The organism is Nocardioides sp. SYSU D00065, assembly GCF_017916425.1.
Taxonomy (GTDB): Bacteria; Actinomycetota; Actinomycetes; order Propionibacteriales; family Nocardioidaceae; genus Nocardioides.
Map to the genome: position 1 here is coordinate 919,608 of NZ_JAFMSX010000002.1, position 18,847 is coordinate 938,454.

The window sequence follows — 18,847 nt, forward strand, 5'->3', positions numbered from 1 at the left end:
GCATGCGACAGGGGGAGGACGTACGCCCCGGGGACGTCCGCCGGCCGGGTCGGATGGCCGCGCTGTGGCGCTACGCGCTGGCGGCGACGATCAGCCTCTTCGGGTGGGGCACCGTGCTGGTCGGAGCCGCGGAGCGGTCCTGGGACCCGGCGCTGGCGTGGTTCCTCGTCGGCGACCCGCTGCTGGGGCTGGTCTCGTTCGTGCTCATCCGGTGGCGCCACCGGCGACCCGCGCTCGTCGCGGTGGTGCTCAGCCTGTTCTCGTTCGTCTCCATCGCCAGCGCCGGGCCGGCCTCGTGGATCGTCGGCTCCATCGCCTCCCACCGCCGGTGGCGGTTGCTGGCCGTCGTGGTGCCGATCAGCGTGGTCGCCGGCATCGTGCAGGAGCGCCTCGGCCTGTCCGAGGAGACGCTTCCGCTGTGGGCCTCGCTCGCGTTCGGGGTGCTCGTCACCGGGATCCTGGTCGCCACGGGCTACGCCATGGGCTCCCAGCGTGAGCTGCTCGACTCCTACCGCGACCGGGCGCTCACCGCGGAGCGCGAGCAGCTGGCCCGGGTCGCCCAGGCGCGCGCCGCCGAGCGCACCCGGATCGCCCGGGAGATGCACGACGTGCTCGCGCACCGCATCTCGCTGATCGCCATGCACGCCGGGACGCTGAGCTACCGCACCGACCTCACCGCGGAGGACCAGGCGACGGCGGCGCGGTCGATCGAGGACAACGCGCACCGAGCCCTGTCGGACCTGCGGGCGGTCCTCGGCGTCCTGCGCGACCCGCTGCAGCCGACGGACGCGACGCCGGAGCGCCCCCAGCCCGGCATCGACGACGTGGCGGCGCTGGTGGAGGAGCAGGCGCACGGCGGGATGCGCGTACGCCTGTCGCACCGGGTGGCCGACGGCGTGCCCGCCACGACGGGACGCACGGCGTACCGGATCGTGCAGGAGGCGCTGACCAACGTGCGCAAGCACGCCCCGGGCACCGCCGTCACGGTCGACATCGAGGGGACCCCGGCCGACGGACTCACCATCGTGGTGCGCAACGCGGCCCCCGTGGGTCCGGCCGCCGCACCGCAGCTGCCGGCGTCGGGGCTCGGCCTGCTCGGTCTCGCCGAGCGGGCCGCGCTCGCCGGTGGCAGCATCAGTCACGGCGTGGACGCCACCGGCGGCTACGAGGTCCGGGCATGGATACCGTGGGAGTCGTGAGCGAGTCCCAGCCGATCCGCCTCGCCGTCGTCGACGACGACCCGATGGTGCGCGCGGCCCTCAAGATGATGCTCGGCGGCAGCTCCGGGATCACCGTCGTGGCGGAGGCCGAGGACGGCGAGGAAGCCCTGCGGGTGGTGCCGACCTCGGGCGCCGACGTGGTCCTGATGGACATCCGGATGCCGGTGCGCGACGGGCTCAGCGCGACCGAGGAGCTGCGCCGGACGCACCCGGACCTCAAGGTCATCGTGCTGACGACCTTCGACACCGACGACATGGTGCTGCGCGCGCTGCGCATCGGGGCGGCCGGCTTCCTGCTCAAGGACACGCCGCCGGCTCGTCTCGTCGAGGCGATCCGGACCGTGGCCTCGGGCCAGCCGATGCTGTCCCCGAGCGTGACCGCGCAGCTGATCGCGGCCGTCACCAGCGACGGGTCCGCCTCGCAGGCGCGGGACCGCGCCCGGGCCGCGCAGGCCGCGTTGGAGCTGCTCACCGAGCGGGAGCGCGACGTCGCGCTCGGCGTCGCCCGCGGCCTGAGCAACGCCGAGATCGCGGCCGAGCTCTACATGGGCGTACCCACGGTGAAGACGCACGTCGGGCGGCTGTTCACCAAGCTGGGCGTCGAGAACCGGGTGCAGGTGGCGATCCTGGTCCACGACGCCCAGGCCTGAGCGGCGCGGAGCGGCTAGCGCACCTCGAGCAGGTCGACGACGAAGATCAGCGTCTCGCCGGGGGCGATCGCACCGCCGGCGCCACGGTCGCCGTAGCCGAGGTGCGGCGGGATGACCAGGCGACGCCGGCCGCCGACCTTCATGCCCTGCACGCCGGTGTCCCAGCCGGAGATGACCTGGCCGATGCCGAGGCGGAACTGCAGCGGGGTGCCGCGGTTGTAGGAGGCGTCGAACTCCTCGCCGGTGGAGTGGGCGACGCCCACGTAGTGGACCGAGACGGTCGAGCCGGCCGTGGCCTCGGCTCCGTCGCCCTCCACGAGGTCGGTGACCTCGAGGTCGGCGGGCGCCTCGCCCAGGTGGGGGTCGACGTCAGGCTTCTGGCTCACGGTTGCTCCTCGGTTGCTGCGGGTGGACGGGTCCGGTCGGCGGGTGTCGCCTGCCGGACTGCCACCGTAGCCAAGCTGCGTGCGGCCGACGTCCTCGGTCACCTGCTCAGTCGAGGACGGGCGGCGCCTGCCGCTCGCGCAGGCTGCTCACCGTGCCGGGGCCGCGTCGCGGCACGTCGGGGTCGAGGTCGTCGTCGCCCAGCGCCCCGAGGAAGGAGAGGGCCGCCTCGTGGAGGTGGCCGTTGGTGGCCAGCGCGTTGCCGCCCCACGGTCCGTCGGTGCCGTCGAGGGAGGTGAACCGGCCGCCGGCCTCGCGCACGATCACGTCGAGGGCGGCCATGTCGTAGACGGCCAGCTCGGGCTCGGCGGCGATGTCCACGGCGCCCTCGGCAAGCAGCATGTAGGACCAGAAGTCGCCGTACGCGCGGGTGCGCCAGCACCGCCGGGTCAGCGACACGAAGTCGTCGAGCCGGTCGCGCTCGTCCCACCCGGACAGCGAGGAGTAGCTCAGCGAGGCGTCCTCGAGGCGGCGTACGTCGGACACCTCGCACCTGGTGGCCTTGAGCAGGGAACGCCCCGTCCAGGCGCCGTGGCCGGCCGAGGCCCACCACCGTCGCTGCAGCTGGGGCGCCGACACCACGCCGAGCACCACCTCGTCGTCGACGGCCAGGGCGATCAGCGTCGCCCACACCGGGACGCCGCGCACGTAGTTCTTGGTCCCGTCGATCGGGTCGACGATCCAGCGCCGCTGGCTGTGGCCAGTGCTGCCCTGCTCCTCGCCGGTGACGGCGTCGCGCGAGCGGACCCGCGACAGGGTGCGGCGGATGCTCTCCTCGACGGCCCTGTCGGCGTCGGTCACGGGCGTGAGGTCCGGCTTGCTCATCACGTGCAGGTCGAGGGCCTTGAAGCGGGCGAGGGTCAACGAGTCCGCGTCGTCGGCCAGCAGGTGGGCCAGCCGGAGGTCGTCGGTGTAGTCGATCGAGCCGTTCGCGCGGGACGGTCCGGTGAGGGGCATGTTCACAGGCTATTCCCAGCAACGGGTCCTACTGTGCACGCATGGAGCTCAACGGAGTGCCGCTGCACCCGCTCGTGGTGCACGCGGTGGTCGTCCTCGGTCCCCTCGGCGCCCTCACCGGACTCGCGTACGCGTTCGTCCCGAGGTGGCGCTGGCTGCTGCGCTGGCCGCTCGTGGTGCTGGCCGTCGCCACCGCCGTCGCCACCCTCGTCGCCGTCGCGGCGGGGGAGGACCTCCTCGCCGCGCGGCCGGAGCTGGCGCCGATCGTGGCCGAGCACGAGGAGGACGGCGAGCTGTTGAGGCTGTGGGCCCTCGGCTACGTCGCCGTGGCCGGGTTCGCGGCGTGGGCGCTCGGGGGGACCTCGGCGCTGGCGTCGGGCAGGGGTGCGCGCGAGACGCGGCTCGGCATCCCCGCCATGCTGCTCCTCGCGGTCGGTGCGGTCGGCCTCGTGGTGACCATCTACCTCGCCGGCGACTCCGGCGCCCAGGCCGTCTGGGGCGCCTGACCTACCAGTCCGTCGCGCCCTCGCGCGCGGCGAGCAGCCGGCGGAACGACTCCACGCGGTCGGGGTCGGCCTGGCCGGCCGCGACCGCCACGTCGAGCCCGCACTCCGGCTCCTCGCTGCCGTGCGTGCAGCCTCGCGGGCAGTCCTCGGTCATCTCGTCGAGGTCGGGGAAGGCCTCGATCAGCGTCGCCGGCTCCACGTGCGCCAGCCCGAACGAGCGGATGCCGGGGGTGTCGATGATCCAGCCGTCGCCGTCGGGCAGCTCGAGCAGGTAGGCACTGGTGGAGGTGTGCCGCCCGCGCCCGGTGACCGCGTTGACGATGCCGACCTCGCGGCCCGCGTCGGGCACGAGCGCGTTGACGAGGGTGGACTTGCCGACCCCGCTGTGCCCCACCAGCACGCTGGTGCGCCCGCGCAGGCGATCGCGCAGCTCGGTGAGGTCGCCGGCGCCCTCGCCCCTGAGCTGGGTGACGACCCACGGCACGCCCAGCGAGCGGTACGTCGACAGCAGCGTCTCCGGGTCGGCCAGGTCGGCCTTGGTCAGGCACAGCAGCGGCGTCATGCCGGCGTCGTACGCCGCGACGAGCGCGCGGTCGATCAGCCGGGGCCGCGGCTCGGGGTCGGCGAGCGCGGTGACCACGACGAGCTGGTCGGCGTTGGAGACGATCACCCGCTCGACGGGGTCGTCGTCGTCGGCGGTGCGGCGCAGGGTGGTGGTGCGCGGCACCACCTCGACGATCCGCGCCAGCGACCCGTCGGCGCCGGAGGTGTCGCCGACCACGCGCACGTGGTCGCCCACCACGACGCCCTTGCGGCCCAGCGGGCGCGACTTCATCGCCATCACCCGCTCACCCCCGACCAGCAGCGTGAACCGGCCGCGGTCGACGGTGACGACGCGGCCGTCGACGGCGTCGTCGTAGCTGGGCCGGTCCTTGGTGCGCGGGCGCGTGCGGCGCCGCGGCCGTTCGTAGTGCTCGTGGTCGTGCTCGGAGTAGCGCCCCGTCACGACGCGGCCCCGGAGGTGGGGGTGCCGTGCACGGCCCGGGTCCACGCGGCGGCGAAGTCGGGGAACGTCTTGGCCGTGGTGGCGACGTCCTCGACCAGGACGCCGTCGACCGCGAGGCCCAGGACGACCCCGGCGTGGGCCATCCGGTGGTCGGCGTAGGTGCGGAAGACGCCGCCGTGCAGCGGCGCCGGCCGGATGGACAGCCCGTCCTCGCGCTCGGTGACGTCGGCACCGAGGCGGCCGAGCTCGGTGGCGAGGGCGGTGATCCGGTCGGTCTCGTGGCCGCGGATGTGCGCGATCCCGCGCAGGTGCGAGGGGGAGTCGGCCAGGGCACACAGGGCGGCGACGGCCGGGGTCAGCTCGCCGACGTCGTGCAGGTCGAGGTCGACGCCCGAGAGCCGCTCGGGGCCCACCACGGTGAGGTCGCCGTCCGACAGGCTCACCTCGCAGCCCATCAGCCCCAGGATGTCGCGCAACTGGTCGCCGGGCTGGGTGGTCCGTGCCGGCCAGTCCCGGATCCGCACCCGGCCGCCGGTGGCGGCACCCAGCGCCAGGAACGGCGCGGCGTTGGAGAGGTCGGGCTCGATGTCGTGGTCGACGGCCGCGACCGGTCCCGGCGCGACCGCCCAGCGGTTGGCGTCCGAGTCGTCCACCTCGACGCCGTGCCGGCGCAGCGTCGCCACGGTCATCTCGATGTGGGGCAGCGAGGGGACCGGCTTGCCGACGTGGCGTACGTCGACGCCGTGCTCGTAGCGGGCGCCGGCGAGCAGGAGCGCGGAGACGAACTGCGAGGAGGCGCTGGCGTCGATCGTCACCGTCCCGCCGGGCACCGACCCGGTGCCGTGCACGGCGAAGGGGAGCGCGCCGCGGCCGCCGTCGTCGACCGGCACCCCCAGGGCGCCCAGCGCCGCGAGCATCTGGCCCACCGGCCGCAGCCGCATGTGGGGGTCGCCGTCGAAGCGGACGGTGCCGCGCGCCAGACCGGTGACCGGCGGCACGAACCGCATCACGGTCCCGGCCAGGCCGCAGTCCACGTCGGCGTCGCGGTCCCACGCGGCGGGGGTGAGCGCCCAGTCGCCGTCGCGGTCCTCCACGCGGGTGCCCAGCGCGGTGAGTGCCGCCGCCATGAGCAGGGTGTCGCGCGATCGCAGCGGCCGGCGTACGACGCTCGGTCCGTCGGCGAGCGCGGCGAGCAGCAGGGCGCGGTTGGTCAGCGACTTGCTGCCGGGCAGCGAGACGACCCGGTCGACCCGGTCGTGGGGTCGGGGGGCCGGCCAGGGGTCGGTCGGCGTCGCGTCGGCAGCAGGCTCACTCACCCGCGCACCCTATCGAGATCGGTGGCGCCGATCAGGTGAGCTGGGCGCGGGCCAGCTTCGCCTCGCGGCGGGCGTCCTTGGCGACCTGCTTGGCCTCGCGGCGTACGTCGGACGCGGCACGGCGGGCGCGCCAGGCCAGGCCGGGCCGACCGTCGGTGTCGACGCCCGCGAGGAGGAGACCGCCGAGGATCGAGGTGTTCTTGATGAACTGCAGCCGCTGCTGGGCCTTGGCCTGCGGGTCGCTCTCCTCCCAGAACGCGTGCCCGGCGAGCGTCGTCGGCACGAGGGAGGCGGCGAGCACGGTGGCGCTGAGGCGCGGCGCCCGGCCGGTCGCCAGCGCTGCCGCGGCCAGGATCTGGACGCCGGCGTTGATTCGCACCAGGGTGGCCGGGTCGGTCGGAATCGGCGCCTTGGGAGCGGCCTGCTGCGCGGCGGGGACCACCTTGTCGGTGATCTTCTTGGCCCTCGTCGCGTGCACGTCGGTGGCGCGCAGGGCGTTGATGCCGCCGGCGACGAAGATCGAGGCCAGCATCGGACGGGCGAGCAAGCGGGTGATCGTCATGACCCCTTGTCTACACGACCCGCGGGAGCCGGCGCTCCGTCCGCAGGGGTACGCCCGTCGGCTCACCTCGGGCTCAGCGCAGCGTCGCGTGCCAGGTGTTGTTGGTGGGGTCGGTGTCGCCCTCGGGCGCGGGCAGGGTGGCCGTGAGGGACGCACCGAGCGGGGCCACCAGGGTGAGCAGCAGCGGAGCGGTGTCGCCGGCCGCGACCGCGCAGGTGAAGCCTCCGCGCCGCGGGTCGCACCGACGGTCGGCGAACCTGATCGCCCCGATGCTGTCGACGCTCACCTGCACCTGGCCCGTGGTGCCCGCGGCGAGGCCGGCGACCTGCAGTCGCACCTGGTACAGCGGGAAGCCGCCGGTGACGGTGCCGGTCACGGACGTGTCGATCGGGGCCGGGTCTGGGTCGGGGTCGGGATCCGGGTCGGGATCCGGATCCGGGTCCGGGTCCGGGTCCGGGTCTGGATCCGGGTCGGGATCCGGGTCGGGCTCGGGGTCTGGATCCGGGTCGGGATCCGGGTCTGGGTCCGGCGTGGGGTCGGGGTCGGGCGTGGGGTCCGGGTCCGGTGTGGGGTCCGGGTCCGGCGTGGGGTCCGGGTCCGGCGTGGGGTCCGGGCCCGGCGTGGGGTCCGGGTCCGGCGTGGGGTCCGGGTCGGGTGTGGGGTCCGGGTCGGGTGTGGGTTCCGGGTCCTCGGTCGGGTCCGGGTCTTGCTCCGGGTCCTCGGTCGGGTCCTGGTCCACGGTCAGGTCCTGCGGCGGAGCGTCCGTCGGGACGTCGGTCGGCGCGTCCGTCGGGACGTCGGGCGCGACCACCTCGGGCAGGGTGTCGTCGGCCTCGACGTCGCCGGGCGGGGGCAGGGCCGAGGCGGGCCTGCGGCCCTGCGTACCTGGCTGGGGGCGGCGCGACGTCCCCGGTGAGTCCGTGCTCGGCGTGCTGCTGACGGCGGGCGTCGGCTCGCGCAGCACCCCCTGGTCGCCGGGCACCGCGTCCGGGCGACCGAAGCCCAGTGCGATGCCGCCCGCCACGACGACGGTGCTGGCCGCGACGCCGGCGACGGTCGCGACGCTCGCGTGGGCGCCGACGAAGTCGCGAACCCGCCCGACGACGGCGCCGACTCCGACCGGCATCGAGCCGGCGGCCAGGGTGGTGCCGAGGTAGGCCGTGGCCACGCCACCGAGCAGGAGCGGGGCGAGGATGCCGCCGAGGTGGGAGTTGACCTCGGCCAGCTCGAGGTAGACCGCCATGCACGAACGGCACTCGTCGAGGTGCGCCTCCACCTTGGCGCCGTCGCGGCGGGAGATCGAGCTGCGGACGTAGGCACCGAGCTGTCCGTGCGTCCAGCGGCAGGTGTCCGACTCCAGCTCGGCGGCGTGCTGGGTCAGGAAGGCCTGGCGCAGCCCCTCGCGGGCGCGGTAGGCCAGGGCGGAGACGGAGTTGGGGCTCATGCCAAGGAGGGGGGCGATGTCGGCCGGCTTCTCGCCCTCGACCTCGGTGTGCCAGAGCACCAGCTGCCAGCGCTCGGGCAGCGAGGCGAACGCCCGCGCCGCGGCGGCGCTCTCGAAGCCCTCGACGGCCGTGTCGCGGAAGGGCACGCCGGGGTCGAAGGGCGCCAGGTCGTCGGTGGTCTGCCACCTCGACGTGGCGCGGATGCGGTCGACGTGGAGGCGGCGTACGGCGGTGAGCAGGTAGGCGCGGAAGGCGACGTCGGGGCCGCCGCCGCGCTGCAGCACGCCGAGCACCTTGATGAAGGCCTCGGAGACGAGGTCCTCGGCGTCGCCGGGCGCCACGAGCTGGCGGGCCAGGCGTCGGGCCGCGTCCACGTGCCGCTCGAACAGCGTGCCGTAGGCGTCGACGTCCCCACCGCGGACCGCCGAGATCAGCTCGGCGTCGCCCGGTGCATCGATGCTGGTGGCACTGCTCATGTCGGTGGACGCTTCCAGGAGCCTGGCCCGGGTGCCAGGACGCCTCCGACTGTAGACCGTGTCGGTGCCCTCGGGGGTGTCGATGCGGGGATCACGCATTTCCTGGTCCGGTCCGCGTCATGGCCCGCGAGGGGCCCCGTCTCACCTGTGAGCACGGCCGACGACCGGAGGGAGCTGCCATGAAGATCTTCGCCGCGCGCGGGCGGCGACTGCCGGCTGCCGGTCCTGGGACGGGCGACGCCGGGCCTCCGGACACGCGGTCGGGGTTGCCGCACCGGTTCGAGGCCCTGGGCGAGGCGCTCGTCTCGGGATCCGACGTGCTCGAGGTGTGCTTCGTCGCGGGTCAGGACCTGGCCCGCGACGGAGCATCCGTGCAGGAGACGCTGGACGGCCTGCGCGCGACCTGGCGCATCGTCGCCGGCACCGACCCGCCGTACGACGTCGTCACGGCGCTGCTGACGGCGTGGAGCGAGACCACGCTGGGCTATCTGCACCAGCTCTCCTGCGAGGACCCCCTCACCGGTCTCTCCAGCCAGGCGCACCTCCGCAGCCGGCTGGCGGAGCTCTACCGGGTCGGTGACGACGCATCGGGCATCGCCGACCACGCGCTGGTGGTGATCGCGCTGCCCTTCGGCGACGACCCGTCCGAGGAGCCGGGCGACCACTTCACCCGGGCGATGCGGCTGTCGCGGGCCGGCGAGCTGGCGCGTACGGCGTTCGCTCGCGACGAGACGATCGGTCGCCTCGGCATGCACCGGGTCGGCGTGCTGACCCGCCGCGACGAGCGGCTGGGCCGCCGGGTGCGGGTGCTGCGCACGCTGCTCGAGAGTGCGCAGCCCGCCGGGCCCGGACGCTCCTCGGTCCGGGTGTGGATCGAGGGCCTGCCGTCGACCGACGGCAGCGCCGGCATGCTGCTCGACGAGCTGGCTCGCGGCTGACCGGCGTCAGCGGACTCCCCTAGGGTGGGTCGCATGTGCGGCCGGTACGCCTCGTCACGACAGCCCGACGACCTCATCGAGGAGTTCGAGGTCGTGGAGAGCCGGATCCCGGGCCCGCTCGCGGCCGACTACAACGTCGCGCCCACCAAGGAGGTCTACGCGGTGGTCGAGCGGCCGCCTTCGCGGGAGTCCGACGAGCCACCGCAGCGCCAGCTGCGGGTGCTCACCTGGGGCCTGGTGCCCTCCTGGGCCAAGGACCCGGCCATCGGCAACCGGATGATCAACGCACGCATGGAGACGGTGGCCGAGAAGCCGGCCTTCCGCAAGGCCTTCGCCAGTCGTCGCGCCCTGCTGCCCGCCGACGGCTACTACGAGTGGTACCCGACGTCGCAGACCAACGCCAAGGGCAAGCCGGTCAAGCAGCCGTTCTTCATCCGACCCGTCGACGGCGGCGTGCTCGCGATGGCGGGTCTCTACGAGATCTGGCGCGACCCGACGAAGGCCGACGACGACCCCGACCGCTTCCGCTGGACCTGCACCGTCCTCACGACGCAGGCCGAGGACTCGCTGGGGCACATCCACGACCGGATGCCTCTGATGGTCGAGCGCGAGCGCTGGCACGACTGGCTCGACCCGACCCATCCCGGAGACACCTCGCTGCTCGTCCCGGCGGCTCCCGGCCGCCTCGAGGCGTACGCCGTCCCGACCCTCGTCAGCAACGTGCGCAACAACGGGCCCGAGCTGGTGGAGCCCCTCGAGGCCACGGCGTGAGGACGACGACGTGAAGAAGGCGAGCATCCGCAGCATCGACACTCCCCACGGCGAGGGGCGGCTGCACACGCGACGCGCGACGAGACCCATCGCGACCCTGCTCCTCAGCCACGGTGCCGGTGGCGGCGTGGAGTCGCGCGACCTGTGGGCGCTGGCCGACGCGCTGCCCGCCCAGGGGGTCTCGGTCGTCCTGTTCGAGCAGCCGTGGCGCGTGGCTGGACGCAAGGTGGCCACGGCACCGCCGACCCTCGACGCCGCGCTCACGTGCGCAGCCGACGCGATGCGGGTGCGTACGCCGCTCGTCGTGGGCGGCCGCTCGGCCGGTGCCCGGTCGGCGGCGCGCACGGCGCGCTTCCTCGGCGCGAGCGGCTGCCTGGCCCTGTCCTTCCCGCTCCACCGGCCCGGGCAGACCGAGCCGACGCGGCTGCCGGAGCTCGCCTCGGTCGGCCTGCCCACCCTGGTGGTGCAGGGCGAGCGCGACCCAATGGGCCGCCCGGAGGAGTTCCCCGGTCACCTCGGGCTCGACATGGTGGTGATCCCCGGCGGCGACCACGGCCTGAAGGTGCCGGCGCGCGGGGAGGTGAGCCAGGACGAGGCCATGGGGATCGTCGTGGAGTCGACGCTCGAATGGCTCGTGCGTGAGGTGGTCGGGAATCCCCGCGGCGGGTGAGGTGTTCATACCGGTGTGACGGCACTGACTCTCGACCGACCGCAGACCGCGAGGCGCGGTCCCGCGCCCACGGCGGTACTGTGGGAGACGATGACTGAATCGCTCGAGGACGACATGTCCTCCCCGGACGCCCCCGTCGAGATCGCCGTCGAGGACGAGACCTCCGACGAGCGCTCCACGCGGTTCGAGCGTGACGCCCTGCCCTACCTCGACCAGCTCTACGGAGCGGCGATGCGGATGACGCGCAACCCCGCCGACGCCGAGGACCTGGTGCAGGAGACGTTCGCCAAGGCCTACAGCGCGTTCCACCAGTTCAAGCCGGGCACGAACCTCAAGGCCTGGCTCTACCGCATCCTCACCAACACCTACATCAACTCCTACCGCAAGAAGCAGCGCCAGCCGCAGCAGTCGATGTCCGAGGACGTCGAGGACTGGCAGCTCGCTCGCGCCGAGTCCCACTCCTCGACCGGTCTGCGGTCGGCCGAGATGGAGGCGCTGGAGCACCTGCCGGACTCGGAGGTGAAGGACGCGCTGCAGCGTCTGCCCGAGGAGTTCCGCCTGGCGGTCTACCTCGCCGACGTCGAGGGGTTCCCCTACAAGGAGATCGCCGAGATCATGGACACGCCGATCGGCACCGTGATGTCCCGCCTGCATCGCGGCCGCCGCCAGCTGCGCGACATGCTCGCCGACTACGTGCGGGCCAACGACCTGCTGCCGGCCTCCACCGTCCCGGGCGGGCCCGAGGGGAGCGACTCGTGAGCACGCACGAGCACGGCGACAAGGACGAGTGCGTCGACTACATCGAGCGCATCGTCTACATGATCGACAACGAGCTCGACCAGGCCGACTGCGCCGTCGTGGAGATGCACCTGCGCGAGTGCGGTCCCTGCCTCGAGCGCTACGACCTGCAGCGCGCGGTCAAGCAGCTCGTGGCCCGCTCCTGCGCCGAGGCCGCACCGGAGTCGCTGCGCGACCGCGTCCGGCTCCAGTTGCGCGAGGTGCGCATCCAGATCACCGAGGGCGGCTCGGACCCGGCCTGAGCCGATTCGCTCCGCCCGGGGCGATCTGGGAGACTGCCCCGAGCACCGATTCCAGGAGGACCACCATGGGCAAGACCGGACGCAAGCGCCGCGCTCGCAAGAAGAAGGGCGCGAACCACGGCAAGCGCCCCAACGCCTGACGCGCTCGACAGACGTCAGCACCAGTAGAAGCCCCCGCCTCGGCGGGGGCTTTTGCATGTCCCGGACGCGTGGGGGCAACTGCTGCATCGTTCGAGAACAGCAGCCTCGGGCCTCGTCTCTCGGGAGGTCTGAGTGTCGGTGCTGCCTGCCAGACTGGACCCATGTCCACCACCGCCCCGGCTCCTACGGCGCCCGGCCCGGGGGTGCCCGACCCCGGGACGTCCGTCGCTGTGCTGGACCGTGCGGTCGCCGCCATGCGGGCCAAGCGCCGGGTGGAGGTGGAGGTGCTCGAAGCGGCGTTGGCCTGGGCGCACGCGCACGTGGTGGGCGACCGCGATCCGGACCTGGCTGCGGGCTGGCGCTGCGACACCATCCACCCTCCCGGCAGCGCGGCGGCGCTGTTCGGGGAGCGGCCGATGCCGATCGCAGGTGCGGGGACACCGCTGGTCGCGGAGTTCGCAGTGATGGAGCTTGCCGCGGTCCTCGACTGCTCGCATGAGGCGACGCTGGCGCTGTTGGGTGACGTCCTGGACCTGGCGCACCGCCTCCCGCGCTTGTGGGCGCTGGTCCGCGAGCTGCGGGTCCCGGTCCACCTCGCACGGGAGGCCGCCCGCGCGTCGCGCGACCTCGACGTGGCGGCAGCGGCACACGCTGACCGGCTGCTGGTCTGGCAGTCGCGCCGGCTGAACCCGCACCGCATCGGCGTGCTCGTCCACGAGGCCCGGCTCTACGCCGACCCGGACCGCGCGATCGCCGACCACGACGCCGCGCTGGCGACGCGCCGGGTCGAGGTGCACCACGACGAGGGCGCCCCGGGCACCAGCGCGGTGTTCATGACGCTCGACACCGCCGACGCGGTGGCGTTCGACCACACCGTCACGGTCATGGCCTCGACCATGCTCTCGCTGGGCCACCACGGTGACCTGGGAGTGCGACGCGCCCACGCCGTCGGTCTGCTTGCCGACCCGCAGCAGGCCCTCGAGGTCCTCGCCGCCGCCGATGTCGCCGACCCCGACCGGGCCATCGACCCTCACCGGGACCCCGCCGTGTGCATCGCCGAAGAGGCCGCGCATGCGACCCCGTCACCCTTCCGCGGCCCCACCCGTGCCGTCGGCGCCGGCCGCGAGCTGGACTGCGGCCCGGCCGGCAACGGCGAGGTGGCGCTCGTCCTCCACGTCACCGACCGCGACCTGCTCGACGCCGGGCGCACCGACTCCGGCGGTGTGGCGCGCTCGGACCGGCTCGGGCCGATGCTCGTGGGCCGGCTCCGCACCTGGCTGCTCACCGCCGCCAAGGTCACCGTCACTCCCGTCGTCGACCTTGCGTCGATGTCTGCCGTCGACCGGCACGACCCGCCACCACGCATGGCTGCCGGCGTCCGGCTGCGCGACGAGACGTGCGTCTACCCGCACTGCAACCGCCGGTCCGAGCGCTGCGACCTCGACCACGTCGTCGAGTACGTCTCCCTCGACGACGGCGGACCACCGGGCCAGACGGCTCCCGACAACCTCGCCCCGCTGTGCCGGCGCCACCACCGCGCCAAGACGTTCGGCGACTTCTCCTACCGACGCCTGCCTGACGGCTCCTACCAGTGGACCCTGCCCACCGGCCGACAGGTCACCACCGACCCACCCCACCGACGACCCCCACCGCCCCGCTGAGCCCGACACCCACCCGGTGATCGGGCCGCCGGCACGCGCGGATCTGCCGAGGAGCGGGTGGCGTTGTCGCCCTGCGCCCCGGTCTCGATTTGGCGACAACGCTGGTGCGAGCGCGCGTTGAAGTCGAGGATCGACGCATGAAGCGGTCCCTCGCCCTCGTCGTGCTATTCGGGTGTGTCGGCTGCTCGACGTCCGCCCCCACGACTGGAGCGGACGACGACAACGGCAGCGCGGTCGCGTTGATCACCAGGCCCGAGGGCCAGAACGACACCATCTGGAGCACAGGTCGCGGGCACCTTCGTGTCGAGGCAGGTTGCATCCTCTTCAAGGGGCAGTTGGCGGTGTTCCCGTTCGGCACCACGCTGGTCGACGGGTCGACCTTTCTACGCATTAGCGACGGCGATGCGCCCATCCCCTTGGACGGCTCAGCCGAGGTCGACGTCATTGGCAGCGAGGTCCCACTCGGCGAAGACGGCGATTGGGACCACGCAATGGACGCCGCGAACCTGGCCCGATGGACTGAGTGTCGGCAACGGGCAAACATCTCGGAGTACGCCGATTGGTGGCAGGTCGGTCAGGTTGATCTGGTGGGCAGCGACTAGCAGGAGCCACCAGCGTGACCTGCCGTCATCAAACGTCCGGATCTCCCGCGACGCGTGCGTCCGCTCATGCCGAGATGCGGTTGCTCGTGATCCGCGTCATCGCGGCGGGTGCGTCCGTCGCCTGCTTGCAGGCATCTAGGGTGAAGTCATGCCTGCTGCGCCCCACATAGCCCGCCTACGCGCCAAGGTGGGGAACGACTTGCTCCTGCTTCCCTCCGTAGCGGTCCTGCCCATCGACGATGACGATCGCGTCCTGTTAGTCCGCCAGACTGACTTTGGGTCCTACGGCACCATCGGTGGCGCGGTAGACGAGGACGAGGCCCCCGCGGACGCAGCGCGTCGCGAGGCTCGGGAGGAAATCGGTGCCGACGTCGAACTCACTGGCTTGGTCGGCGCCATTGGCGGCCCCCAGTTCCGCCTCACCTACCCCAACGGCGACCAGTGCGCCTACGTCAGCATCATCTACAGCGCGCGGTTGGCTCCTGAAGTGACCGTGTCACCCGACGGGCACGAGGTCGACCAAGTGCGCTGGTTCGCGCGCGGCGAACTCGACCAGCCCATCATCGGCGACTTCGCCAGGAGCACCTTCGCAGCCCTCGGCTGGATCTAACTCGTCGTCAGGGTTCTCGCCTTGAAGGAGCGTCGACCGTAACGTCCGGATCTGCCGCGTTGAAGGCGGCTACGCTCGCCCGCACTGCCGCTGTTCGCTTCAGTTCACCGCGGCGTGGAGCCGCCGACTTCGAGGTGCCCGCTGACGGACGACAGAAGAGCTCGTGTCACGCGGGTGCGGCTCCAGCGCGGATAGGCAACGTCCGCAGGCCGGTGGGTCACCCATGCGCCGCATGACCGATGCGAGGCGCTCCTCGAGTCGTCGGCGCTCGTCGCTCGCCTGGACGAACCCGCCCTTGCCCGGCGGCGGGAGGCACCCGACGATGTCCATGACAGCGAGGGCTGCGGTTCCCACCCCGTACGGGCGACATAGGCGGCGGCGAACCGCTCGGCGGTCGCGTCGCCGTGCGCGATGGCGAGGTTGGTGCAGCAGTGCGCGACATCGAGCCATGCCGGGCCCATCGACGTCTCGACCCAGTCGACGACCCCGCTGATCCGGTCGTCCGACCAGAGCACGTTGCGGGGTTGGAAGTCGCGGTGGATGAAGCAGGGGTCGTCGTCCGGCACAGCGGTGCGGAGCAGCGCGAACGCGTCGCTCCACAGTCCTCCATCCGCTGCCCACGACGGGACGGTGTACTTCGGCTCCCAGGCCCACGACTGGTAGGGGCGGACCTCGATCGTCGGTGAGACGTCGTGGATGGTCGCGAGCAGGTGCGCCAACCGTCGAGGGAGAACCGGTCGACGCGGTCGTGCTCGACCCGGCCCGGCACCAGCGTCATCAGGTGGCCGGGAAAGCCGCACCGCTCACCGTGGGCGTCGAGGGCCCGGGAGCGAGGCGCTGGTACGAGCGTGGGCTCCAGCATCTGATGGACGTCGCGTTCTCTCGTCGCCAGACCGGGCCCGTGACTGAGCCAGGGCTCGCGGGTCGTGAGTCGCCGGACGCGCTGGTCGCCGTCGGTGGTCAGCACGGCTGCAGTCTGTCCGCACGCTCACAACCGTGACAGGAACCGCTCCGCGTCCACCACGACACGGGTGATCTCGCCGGCCGCCAGCACCTTGCCGCTGCCGGCGTCGCGCGCAGCCACGGTGAAGCGGTGCAGCCTGCCGTCGACGTACGCGCTCGACGCGCTGACTTCGACGCTGGCGCCGACCGGGCTCGCCGCGAGGTGCTCGACCTGCACGCGCGTACCGACGCTGGTCGAGCCCTCGGCCAGCACCGGCTCGAGGCAGGCGCAGGTGGCGGCCTCCAGCCAGGCGAGCAGTCGCGGTGTGCCGAGCACCGGCAGCGTGCCGCTGCCGACGGCCGCGGCGGTGTCGTGGTCGCCGACGACGTACGTCCGCGTGGCGGGCTCGATCTGCGGCATGGGGGCCTTTCACGATGTCGGGGCGTCGGTGGGGCAACCTGGGTGCCACCCACACGTCTACCAGACATGAGCGCGAGGACCCTCGGCATGGAGCCAGCAGTGGACATCACTGAGCTCTACGCCGCGCACCGCCTCTCGCTCGTGAGGCTGGCCGTGCTGCTGGTCGACGACTTCGCCTCGGCCGAGGACGTCGTGCAGGACGCCTTCGCCGCGCTCGCGCGCCGGCCCCAGGCCGTCCGCGACCCGTCGAAGGCGCTGGCCTACCTGCGGGTGTCGGTCGTCAACACCGCCCGTTCGTCGCTGCGCCGCCGGCGCACGGCGCGCGCGTACACGCCGCCCCACGACCTCTCGCCGCCCTCGCCCGAGGACAGTGCGGTGCTCGCCGAGGAGCATCGCGAGGTCATCCGGGCGCTGCAAGGGCTGGCACCGCGGCAGCGGGAGGTGCTGGTCCTGAGGTACTGGTCCGACCTGTCCGAGGCCGACATCGCCCGGACGCTCGGGATCAGCCAGGGCACCGTGAAGTCCACGGCCAGCCGGGGGCTCGTCGCACTACAACGAGCCATGTCGTCGAGCGAAGGGGAGGAGGAGCGATGAGCACCACGCCGGACCCGGTCGCGGACATCGAGGCGCGCCTGCGCGCAGCGCTGGCCGCTCGAGCCGAGCTGGTCGGCCCGCAGGACCTCGCGCCGCTGTCGCCGGTCGTGCAGCTGCGGCCGCGCTGGCAGTCGCCGTGGGTGCTCCTCGCCACGGCGGCGGTGGTCCTCCTCGTCCTCGGGGTGGTCGTCCAGGGCGTCGGTGGACGCCAGCGGTCCGACGACGTCGCTCCCCGCCCCGACGAGCCCCGGCTCGAGCTGCCCGCGGACGTGGGACGGGACTGGAAGGCGGACGACCTGTCCTCGCCTGCGCGGCTCGACCTCGACGGCGACGGCACCGACGAGACGGTCGAGTTCCTGGCCGAGGAGACCGCGACGTACGACGGCCGCACCCGCCTGCAGACCACGCTGAGCAGCACCGGTGTGGAGGCCTACGGGATGGCCGAGCTCGGCACCACCATCGGGGTGTCCGCGTTGGGTGCGGTCGACGCCGACGAGGACGGCGACCAGGAGCTGGTGCTGCTCCGCGAGGACCTCACCACGGCCCACGGTGGCAACCGTCCCGTCCTCTTCGACCTCCGCGAGGGACTGCTCGTGGAAGCGGTCGTCGAGGAGCCCGACCTGCTGGTGCGGCGGGAGGTGCCGGCCGCCGGCGGCGGCACCGAGCACTACGACATGGTGCACCTCCAGGAGTGGTGGCTGGAGCGCGGGCAGCTCTGGTCGGGGCGCTCGCGCAACACCTACGCGACAGCCGCGATGACGCTGCTGCGGCCGGAGGTCGCGGTGCTGGACGCGTGGCGGTGGACGCTGGGGGAGGACGGCGTGCTCCGCCGGGGCCCGACGGACTGCCGCAGCGACACCTACGGGGAGACCGGGGAGTGCCGGGCGGGGCAGGTCGACTCGCCGCCCGTCCTCGGTCCCGTCGCCGACCAGACGATCGGCGAGGGGCAGCAGGCCGAGCTCGGCGACGGCTTCTCCTTCACCGGCGGGATCCGGAACGGCGTGCTGACGGCCCGGGTCGGCGGAGATGTCCTCGAGCTCGGGCTCGACGTGCCCGAGCCGTTGCTCCACACCCAGCAGCCCACCGGCATCTTCTACGACGGCGCCTCCTTCGTGGTGACCTCGGCCTCCGACCCGGCCAGGGTCGAGGTCGTCGTGCAGCGCGGCGAGCGGCTGCGAGTACTCGAGCCGGTCGGCGAGGTGCCGCTGAGCAACGGCGACGACGTGCGGACGTGGCTCACGGGGGACGGTGCGCTCCTGACCGCCGTGGCCGGCGACGAGCACTGGCAGGTGTGGCAGTGGACGATGGTGTCCGGCTCCGAGGTGGCGGCCCTGCCGATGGGCGTGACGTGCTTCGACGACGCCGGGGATCCGTCGGCGGCGCGGCCGTGCTGACTCAGAACGTCTTGCGAAAGGCGAGCAGGTCGACGCCCGGCCGCGGCGACCAGTCGCGGCCCGGGTCGCGCTCGTAGCCGAGCCGTCCGTAGATCCGGTGCGCGGCCGCCATCGTGGCCAGTGACGACAGGGCCATGCCGGTGGCGCCGTGCTTGCGGGCCCGCTCCTCGCACAGGCGGGCGAGCGCGGTGCCGGCACCGGTGCCCTGCGCCGCCGGGTCGACCGCGAGCATCCGGAACTCGCCCTCGTCGTCGCGCCCGATCTCCCGCCACGGCGAGCCGGGCGGGCAGTAGGTGACGACGCCGACGACGCGGTCCTCGAGCACGGCCACCCACACCTCGGCCTGCGCGTCGCGCGTGGCCACGTCGTGCAACCGGTCGCGGTAGTCGTCTTCCGCGCCGGTGAGCAGCGGGTCGTACGCCGCGACGCAGACGTCGCCCGCGACCTCGTGCTCGTCGGGCCGGATCCGGCGTAGCTCCAT

At 73.3% G+C, this 18,847-nt stretch carries 23 protein-coding genes; 14 read left to right on the forward strand and 9 right to left on the reverse strand.

What is annotated here, in order from left to right; translation table 11 throughout:
* The first annotated feature begins 2 nt into the window (after nucleotides 1–2).
* Nucleotides 3–1,199: a sensor histidine kinase gene (locus J3P41_RS12460; RefSeq protein ID WP_210650583.1), complete on the forward strand. Its 1,197-nt coding sequence runs from the start codon at nucleotides 3–5 to the stop codon at nucleotides 1,197–1,199.
* A complete protein-coding gene (locus J3P41_RS12465) occupies nucleotides 1,196–1,870 on the forward strand; it encodes a response regulator transcription factor (RefSeq protein WP_307861970.1) in 675 nt (224 codons plus the stop codon). Before J3P41_RS12460 ends, J3P41_RS12465 begins: the two co-directional genes overlap by 4 nt.
* Before the next feature lie 14 nt (nucleotides 1,871–1,884).
* Here the strand turns inward: J3P41_RS12465 and J3P41_RS12470 are convergent, their stop codons facing one another.
* Nucleotides 1,885–2,256: an FKBP-type peptidyl-prolyl cis-trans isomerase gene (locus tag J3P41_RS12470; protein WP_210650585.1), complete on the reverse strand. Its 372-nt coding sequence runs from the start codon at nucleotides 2,254–2,256 to the stop codon at nucleotides 1,885–1,887.
* A 106-nt stretch (nucleotides 2,257–2,362) separates the two neighbouring features.
* Nucleotides 2,363–3,271, reverse strand: coding sequence for an inositol monophosphatase family protein (locus J3P41_RS12475; RefSeq protein WP_210650586.1), 909 nt, complete (start codon nucleotides 3,269–3,271; stop codon nucleotides 2,363–2,365).
* A gap of 41 nt (nucleotides 3,272–3,312) precedes the next feature.
* Here J3P41_RS12475 and J3P41_RS12480 point away from each other — a divergent pair, with 41 nt between their 5' ends.
* On the forward strand, nucleotides 3,313–3,777 hold the full coding sequence (locus J3P41_RS12480; RefSeq protein ID WP_210650587.1) for a DUF2231 domain-containing protein: 465 nt from the start codon (nucleotides 3,313–3,315) through the stop codon (nucleotides 3,775–3,777).
* Nucleotide 3,778: 1 nt separating this feature from the next.
* Here the strand turns inward: J3P41_RS12480 and rsgA are convergent, their stop codons facing one another.
* From rsgA to J3P41_RS12500, 4 genes are all read right to left on the reverse strand, one after another.
* Entirely contained in the window at nucleotides 3,779–4,783 is a 1,005-nt protein-coding gene (gene rsgA / locus J3P41_RS12485) for a ribosome small subunit-dependent GTPase A (RefSeq protein WP_210650588.1), read from the reverse strand.
* The gene (gene aroA / locus J3P41_RS12490; RefSeq protein ID WP_210650589.1) at nucleotides 4,780–6,099 is read right to left on the reverse strand and encodes a 3-phosphoshikimate 1-carboxyvinyltransferase; all 1,320 of its coding nucleotides are present in this window, start codon (nucleotides 6,097–6,099) and stop codon (nucleotides 4,780–4,782) included. The genes rsgA and aroA overlap by 4 nt, the downstream gene beginning before the upstream one ends.
* Nucleotides 6,100–6,130: 31 nt before the next feature.
* The gene (locus J3P41_RS12495) at nucleotides 6,131–6,661 is read right to left on the reverse strand and encodes a DoxX family protein (protein ID WP_210650590.1); all 531 of its coding nucleotides are present in this window, start codon (nucleotides 6,659–6,661) and stop codon (nucleotides 6,131–6,133) included.
* A 73-nt stretch (nucleotides 6,662–6,734) separates the two neighbouring features.
* Nucleotides 6,735–8,582 carry a sigma-70 family RNA polymerase sigma factor gene (locus J3P41_RS12500; protein ID WP_210650591.1) on the reverse strand — a complete coding sequence of 616 codons (1,848 nt, stop codon included), beginning with the start codon at nucleotides 8,580–8,582 and terminating at the stop codon, nucleotides 6,735–6,737.
* A 179-nt stretch (nucleotides 8,583–8,761) separates the two neighbouring features.
* Here J3P41_RS12500 and J3P41_RS12505 point away from each other — a divergent pair, with 179 nt between their 5' ends.
* The 9 genes from J3P41_RS12505 to J3P41_RS12540 all read left to right on the forward strand — a co-directional run bounded on the left by J3P41_RS12505 (nucleotide 8,762) and on the right by J3P41_RS12540 (nucleotide 15,015).
* Nucleotides 8,762–9,520: a hypothetical protein gene (locus J3P41_RS12505; RefSeq protein ID WP_210650592.1), complete on the forward strand. Its 759-nt coding sequence runs from the start codon at nucleotides 8,762–8,764 to the stop codon at nucleotides 9,518–9,520.
* A 33-nt stretch (nucleotides 9,521–9,553) separates the two neighbouring features.
* Entirely contained in the window at nucleotides 9,554–10,291 is a 738-nt protein-coding gene (locus J3P41_RS12510; protein WP_210650593.1) for an SOS response-associated peptidase, read from the forward strand.
* 10 nt (nucleotides 10,292–10,301) lie between these two features.
* Nucleotides 10,302–10,961, forward strand: a complete 660-nt coding sequence (locus tag J3P41_RS12515; protein ID WP_210650594.1) for an alpha/beta family hydrolase — start codon at nucleotides 10,302–10,304, stop codon at nucleotides 10,959–10,961.
* A 114-nt stretch (nucleotides 10,962–11,075) separates the two neighbouring features.
* Nucleotides 11,076–11,720: a sigma-70 family RNA polymerase sigma factor gene (locus tag J3P41_RS12520; RefSeq protein ID WP_210650885.1), complete on the forward strand. Its 645-nt coding sequence runs from the start codon at nucleotides 11,076–11,078 to the stop codon at nucleotides 11,718–11,720.
* A complete protein-coding gene (rsrA, locus tag J3P41_RS12525; RefSeq protein WP_307861971.1) occupies nucleotides 11,717–12,001 on the forward strand; it encodes a mycothiol system anti-sigma-R factor in 285 nt (94 codons plus the stop codon). Before J3P41_RS12520 ends, rsrA begins: the two co-directional genes overlap by 4 nt.
* Nucleotides 12,002–12,066: 65 nt before the next feature.
* Complete coding sequence (locus J3P41_RS19410; RefSeq protein ID WP_369759046.1) at nucleotides 12,067–12,141, forward strand: 50S ribosomal protein bL37; 75 nt, start codon at nucleotides 12,067–12,069, stop codon at nucleotides 12,139–12,141.
* 162 nt (nucleotides 12,142–12,303) lie between these two features.
* Nucleotides 12,304–13,803 (forward strand): HNH endonuclease signature motif containing protein, encoded by a 1,500-nt coding sequence (locus J3P41_RS12530; RefSeq protein WP_210650595.1) that lies wholly within the window; start codon nucleotides 12,304–12,306, stop codon nucleotides 13,801–13,803.
* A 137-nt stretch (nucleotides 13,804–13,940) separates the two neighbouring features.
* On the forward strand, nucleotides 13,941–14,405 hold the full coding sequence (locus tag J3P41_RS12535; protein ID WP_210650596.1) for a hypothetical protein: 465 nt from the start codon (nucleotides 13,941–13,943) through the stop codon (nucleotides 14,403–14,405).
* A gap of 148 nt (nucleotides 14,406–14,553) precedes the next feature.
* Entirely contained in the window at nucleotides 14,554–15,015 is a 462-nt protein-coding gene (locus J3P41_RS12540) for an NUDIX domain-containing protein (RefSeq protein ID WP_210650597.1), read from the forward strand.
* Between the two features lie 104 nt (nucleotides 15,016–15,119).
* Here J3P41_RS12540 and J3P41_RS12545 read toward each other — a convergent pair whose 3' ends face one another.
* Nucleotides 15,120–15,815 carry an aminoglycoside phosphotransferase family protein gene (locus J3P41_RS12545; protein ID WP_307861972.1) on the reverse strand — a complete coding sequence of 232 codons (696 nt, stop codon included), beginning with the start codon at nucleotides 15,813–15,815 and terminating at the stop codon, nucleotides 15,120–15,122.
* A 188-nt stretch (nucleotides 15,816–16,003) separates the two neighbouring features.
* Nucleotides 16,004–16,378, reverse strand: a complete 375-nt coding sequence (locus J3P41_RS12550; protein ID WP_210650599.1) for a thioesterase family protein — start codon at nucleotides 16,376–16,378, stop codon at nucleotides 16,004–16,006.
* Nucleotides 16,379–16,465: 87 nt separating this feature from the next.
* On the opposite strand from J3P41_RS12550, the gene J3P41_RS12555 reads away from it, so the two are divergent.
* A complete protein-coding gene (locus J3P41_RS12555) occupies nucleotides 16,466–16,972 on the forward strand; it encodes a SigE family RNA polymerase sigma factor (RefSeq protein WP_246861951.1) in 507 nt (168 codons plus the stop codon).
* Complete coding sequence (locus J3P41_RS12560; RefSeq protein ID WP_210650601.1) at nucleotides 16,969–18,366, forward strand: hypothetical protein; 1,398 nt, start codon at nucleotides 16,969–16,971, stop codon at nucleotides 18,364–18,366. The genes J3P41_RS12555 and J3P41_RS12560 overlap by 4 nt, the downstream gene beginning before the upstream one ends.
* 1 nt (nucleotide 18,367) lies before the next feature.
* Here J3P41_RS12560 and J3P41_RS12565 read toward each other — a convergent pair whose 3' ends face one another.
* Nucleotides 18,368–18,847, reverse strand: coding sequence for a GNAT family N-acetyltransferase (locus J3P41_RS12565; protein WP_210650602.1), 480 nt, complete (start codon nucleotides 18,845–18,847; stop codon nucleotides 18,368–18,370).

Bases quoted from the DNA above. Each gene is read 5' to 3' on its own strand.
- J3P41_RS12460 (WP_210650583.1), top strand. From the start codon at position 3: ATGCGACAGGGGGAGGACGTACGCCCCGGGGACGTCCGCCGGCCGGGT.
- J3P41_RS12475 (WP_210650586.1), bottom strand. From the start codon at position 3,271: ATGCCCCTCACCGGACCGTCCCGCGCGAACGGCTCGATCGACTACACC.
- J3P41_RS12480 (WP_210650587.1), top strand. From the start codon at position 3,313: ATGGAGCTCAACGGAGTGCCGCTGCACCCGCTCGTGGTGCACGCGGTG.
- J3P41_RS12495 (WP_210650590.1), bottom strand. From the start codon at position 6,661: ATGACGATCACCCGCTTGCTCGCCCGTCCGATGCTGGCCTCGATCTTC.
- J3P41_RS12500 (WP_210650591.1), bottom strand. From the start codon at position 8,582: ATGAGCAGTGCCACCAGCATCGATGCACCGGGCGACGCCGAGCTGATC.
- J3P41_RS12505 (WP_210650592.1), top strand. From the start codon at position 8,762: ATGAAGATCTTCGCCGCGCGCGGGCGGCGACTGCCGGCTGCCGGTCCT.
- J3P41_RS12510 (WP_210650593.1), top strand. From the start codon at position 9,554: ATGTGCGGCCGGTACGCCTCGTCACGACAGCCCGACGACCTCATCGAG.
- J3P41_RS12520 (WP_210650885.1), top strand. From the start codon at position 11,076: ATGTCCTCCCCGGACGCCCCCGTCGAGATCGCCGTCGAGGACGAGACC.
- J3P41_RS12530 (WP_210650595.1), top strand. From the start codon at position 12,304: ATGTCCACCACCGCCCCGGCTCCTACGGCGCCCGGCCCGGGGGTGCCC.
- J3P41_RS12535 (WP_210650596.1), top strand. From the start codon at position 13,941: ATGAAGCGGTCCCTCGCCCTCGTCGTGCTATTCGGGTGTGTCGGCTGC.
- J3P41_RS12540 (WP_210650597.1), top strand. From the start codon at position 14,554: ATGCCTGCTGCGCCCCACATAGCCCGCCTACGCGCCAAGGTGGGGAAC.
- J3P41_RS12550 (WP_210650599.1), bottom strand. From the start codon at position 16,378: ATGCCGCAGATCGAGCCCGCCACGCGGACGTACGTCGTCGGCGACCAC.
- J3P41_RS12555 (WP_246861951.1), top strand. From the start codon at position 16,466: ATGGAGCCAGCAGTGGACATCACTGAGCTCTACGCCGCGCACCGCCTC.
- J3P41_RS12560 (WP_210650601.1), top strand. From the start codon at position 16,969: ATGAGCACCACGCCGGACCCGGTCGCGGACATCGAGGCGCGCCTGCGC.
- J3P41_RS12565 (WP_210650602.1), bottom strand. From the start codon at position 18,847: ATGGAGCTACGCCGGATCCGGCCCGACGAGCACGAGGTCGCGGGCGAC.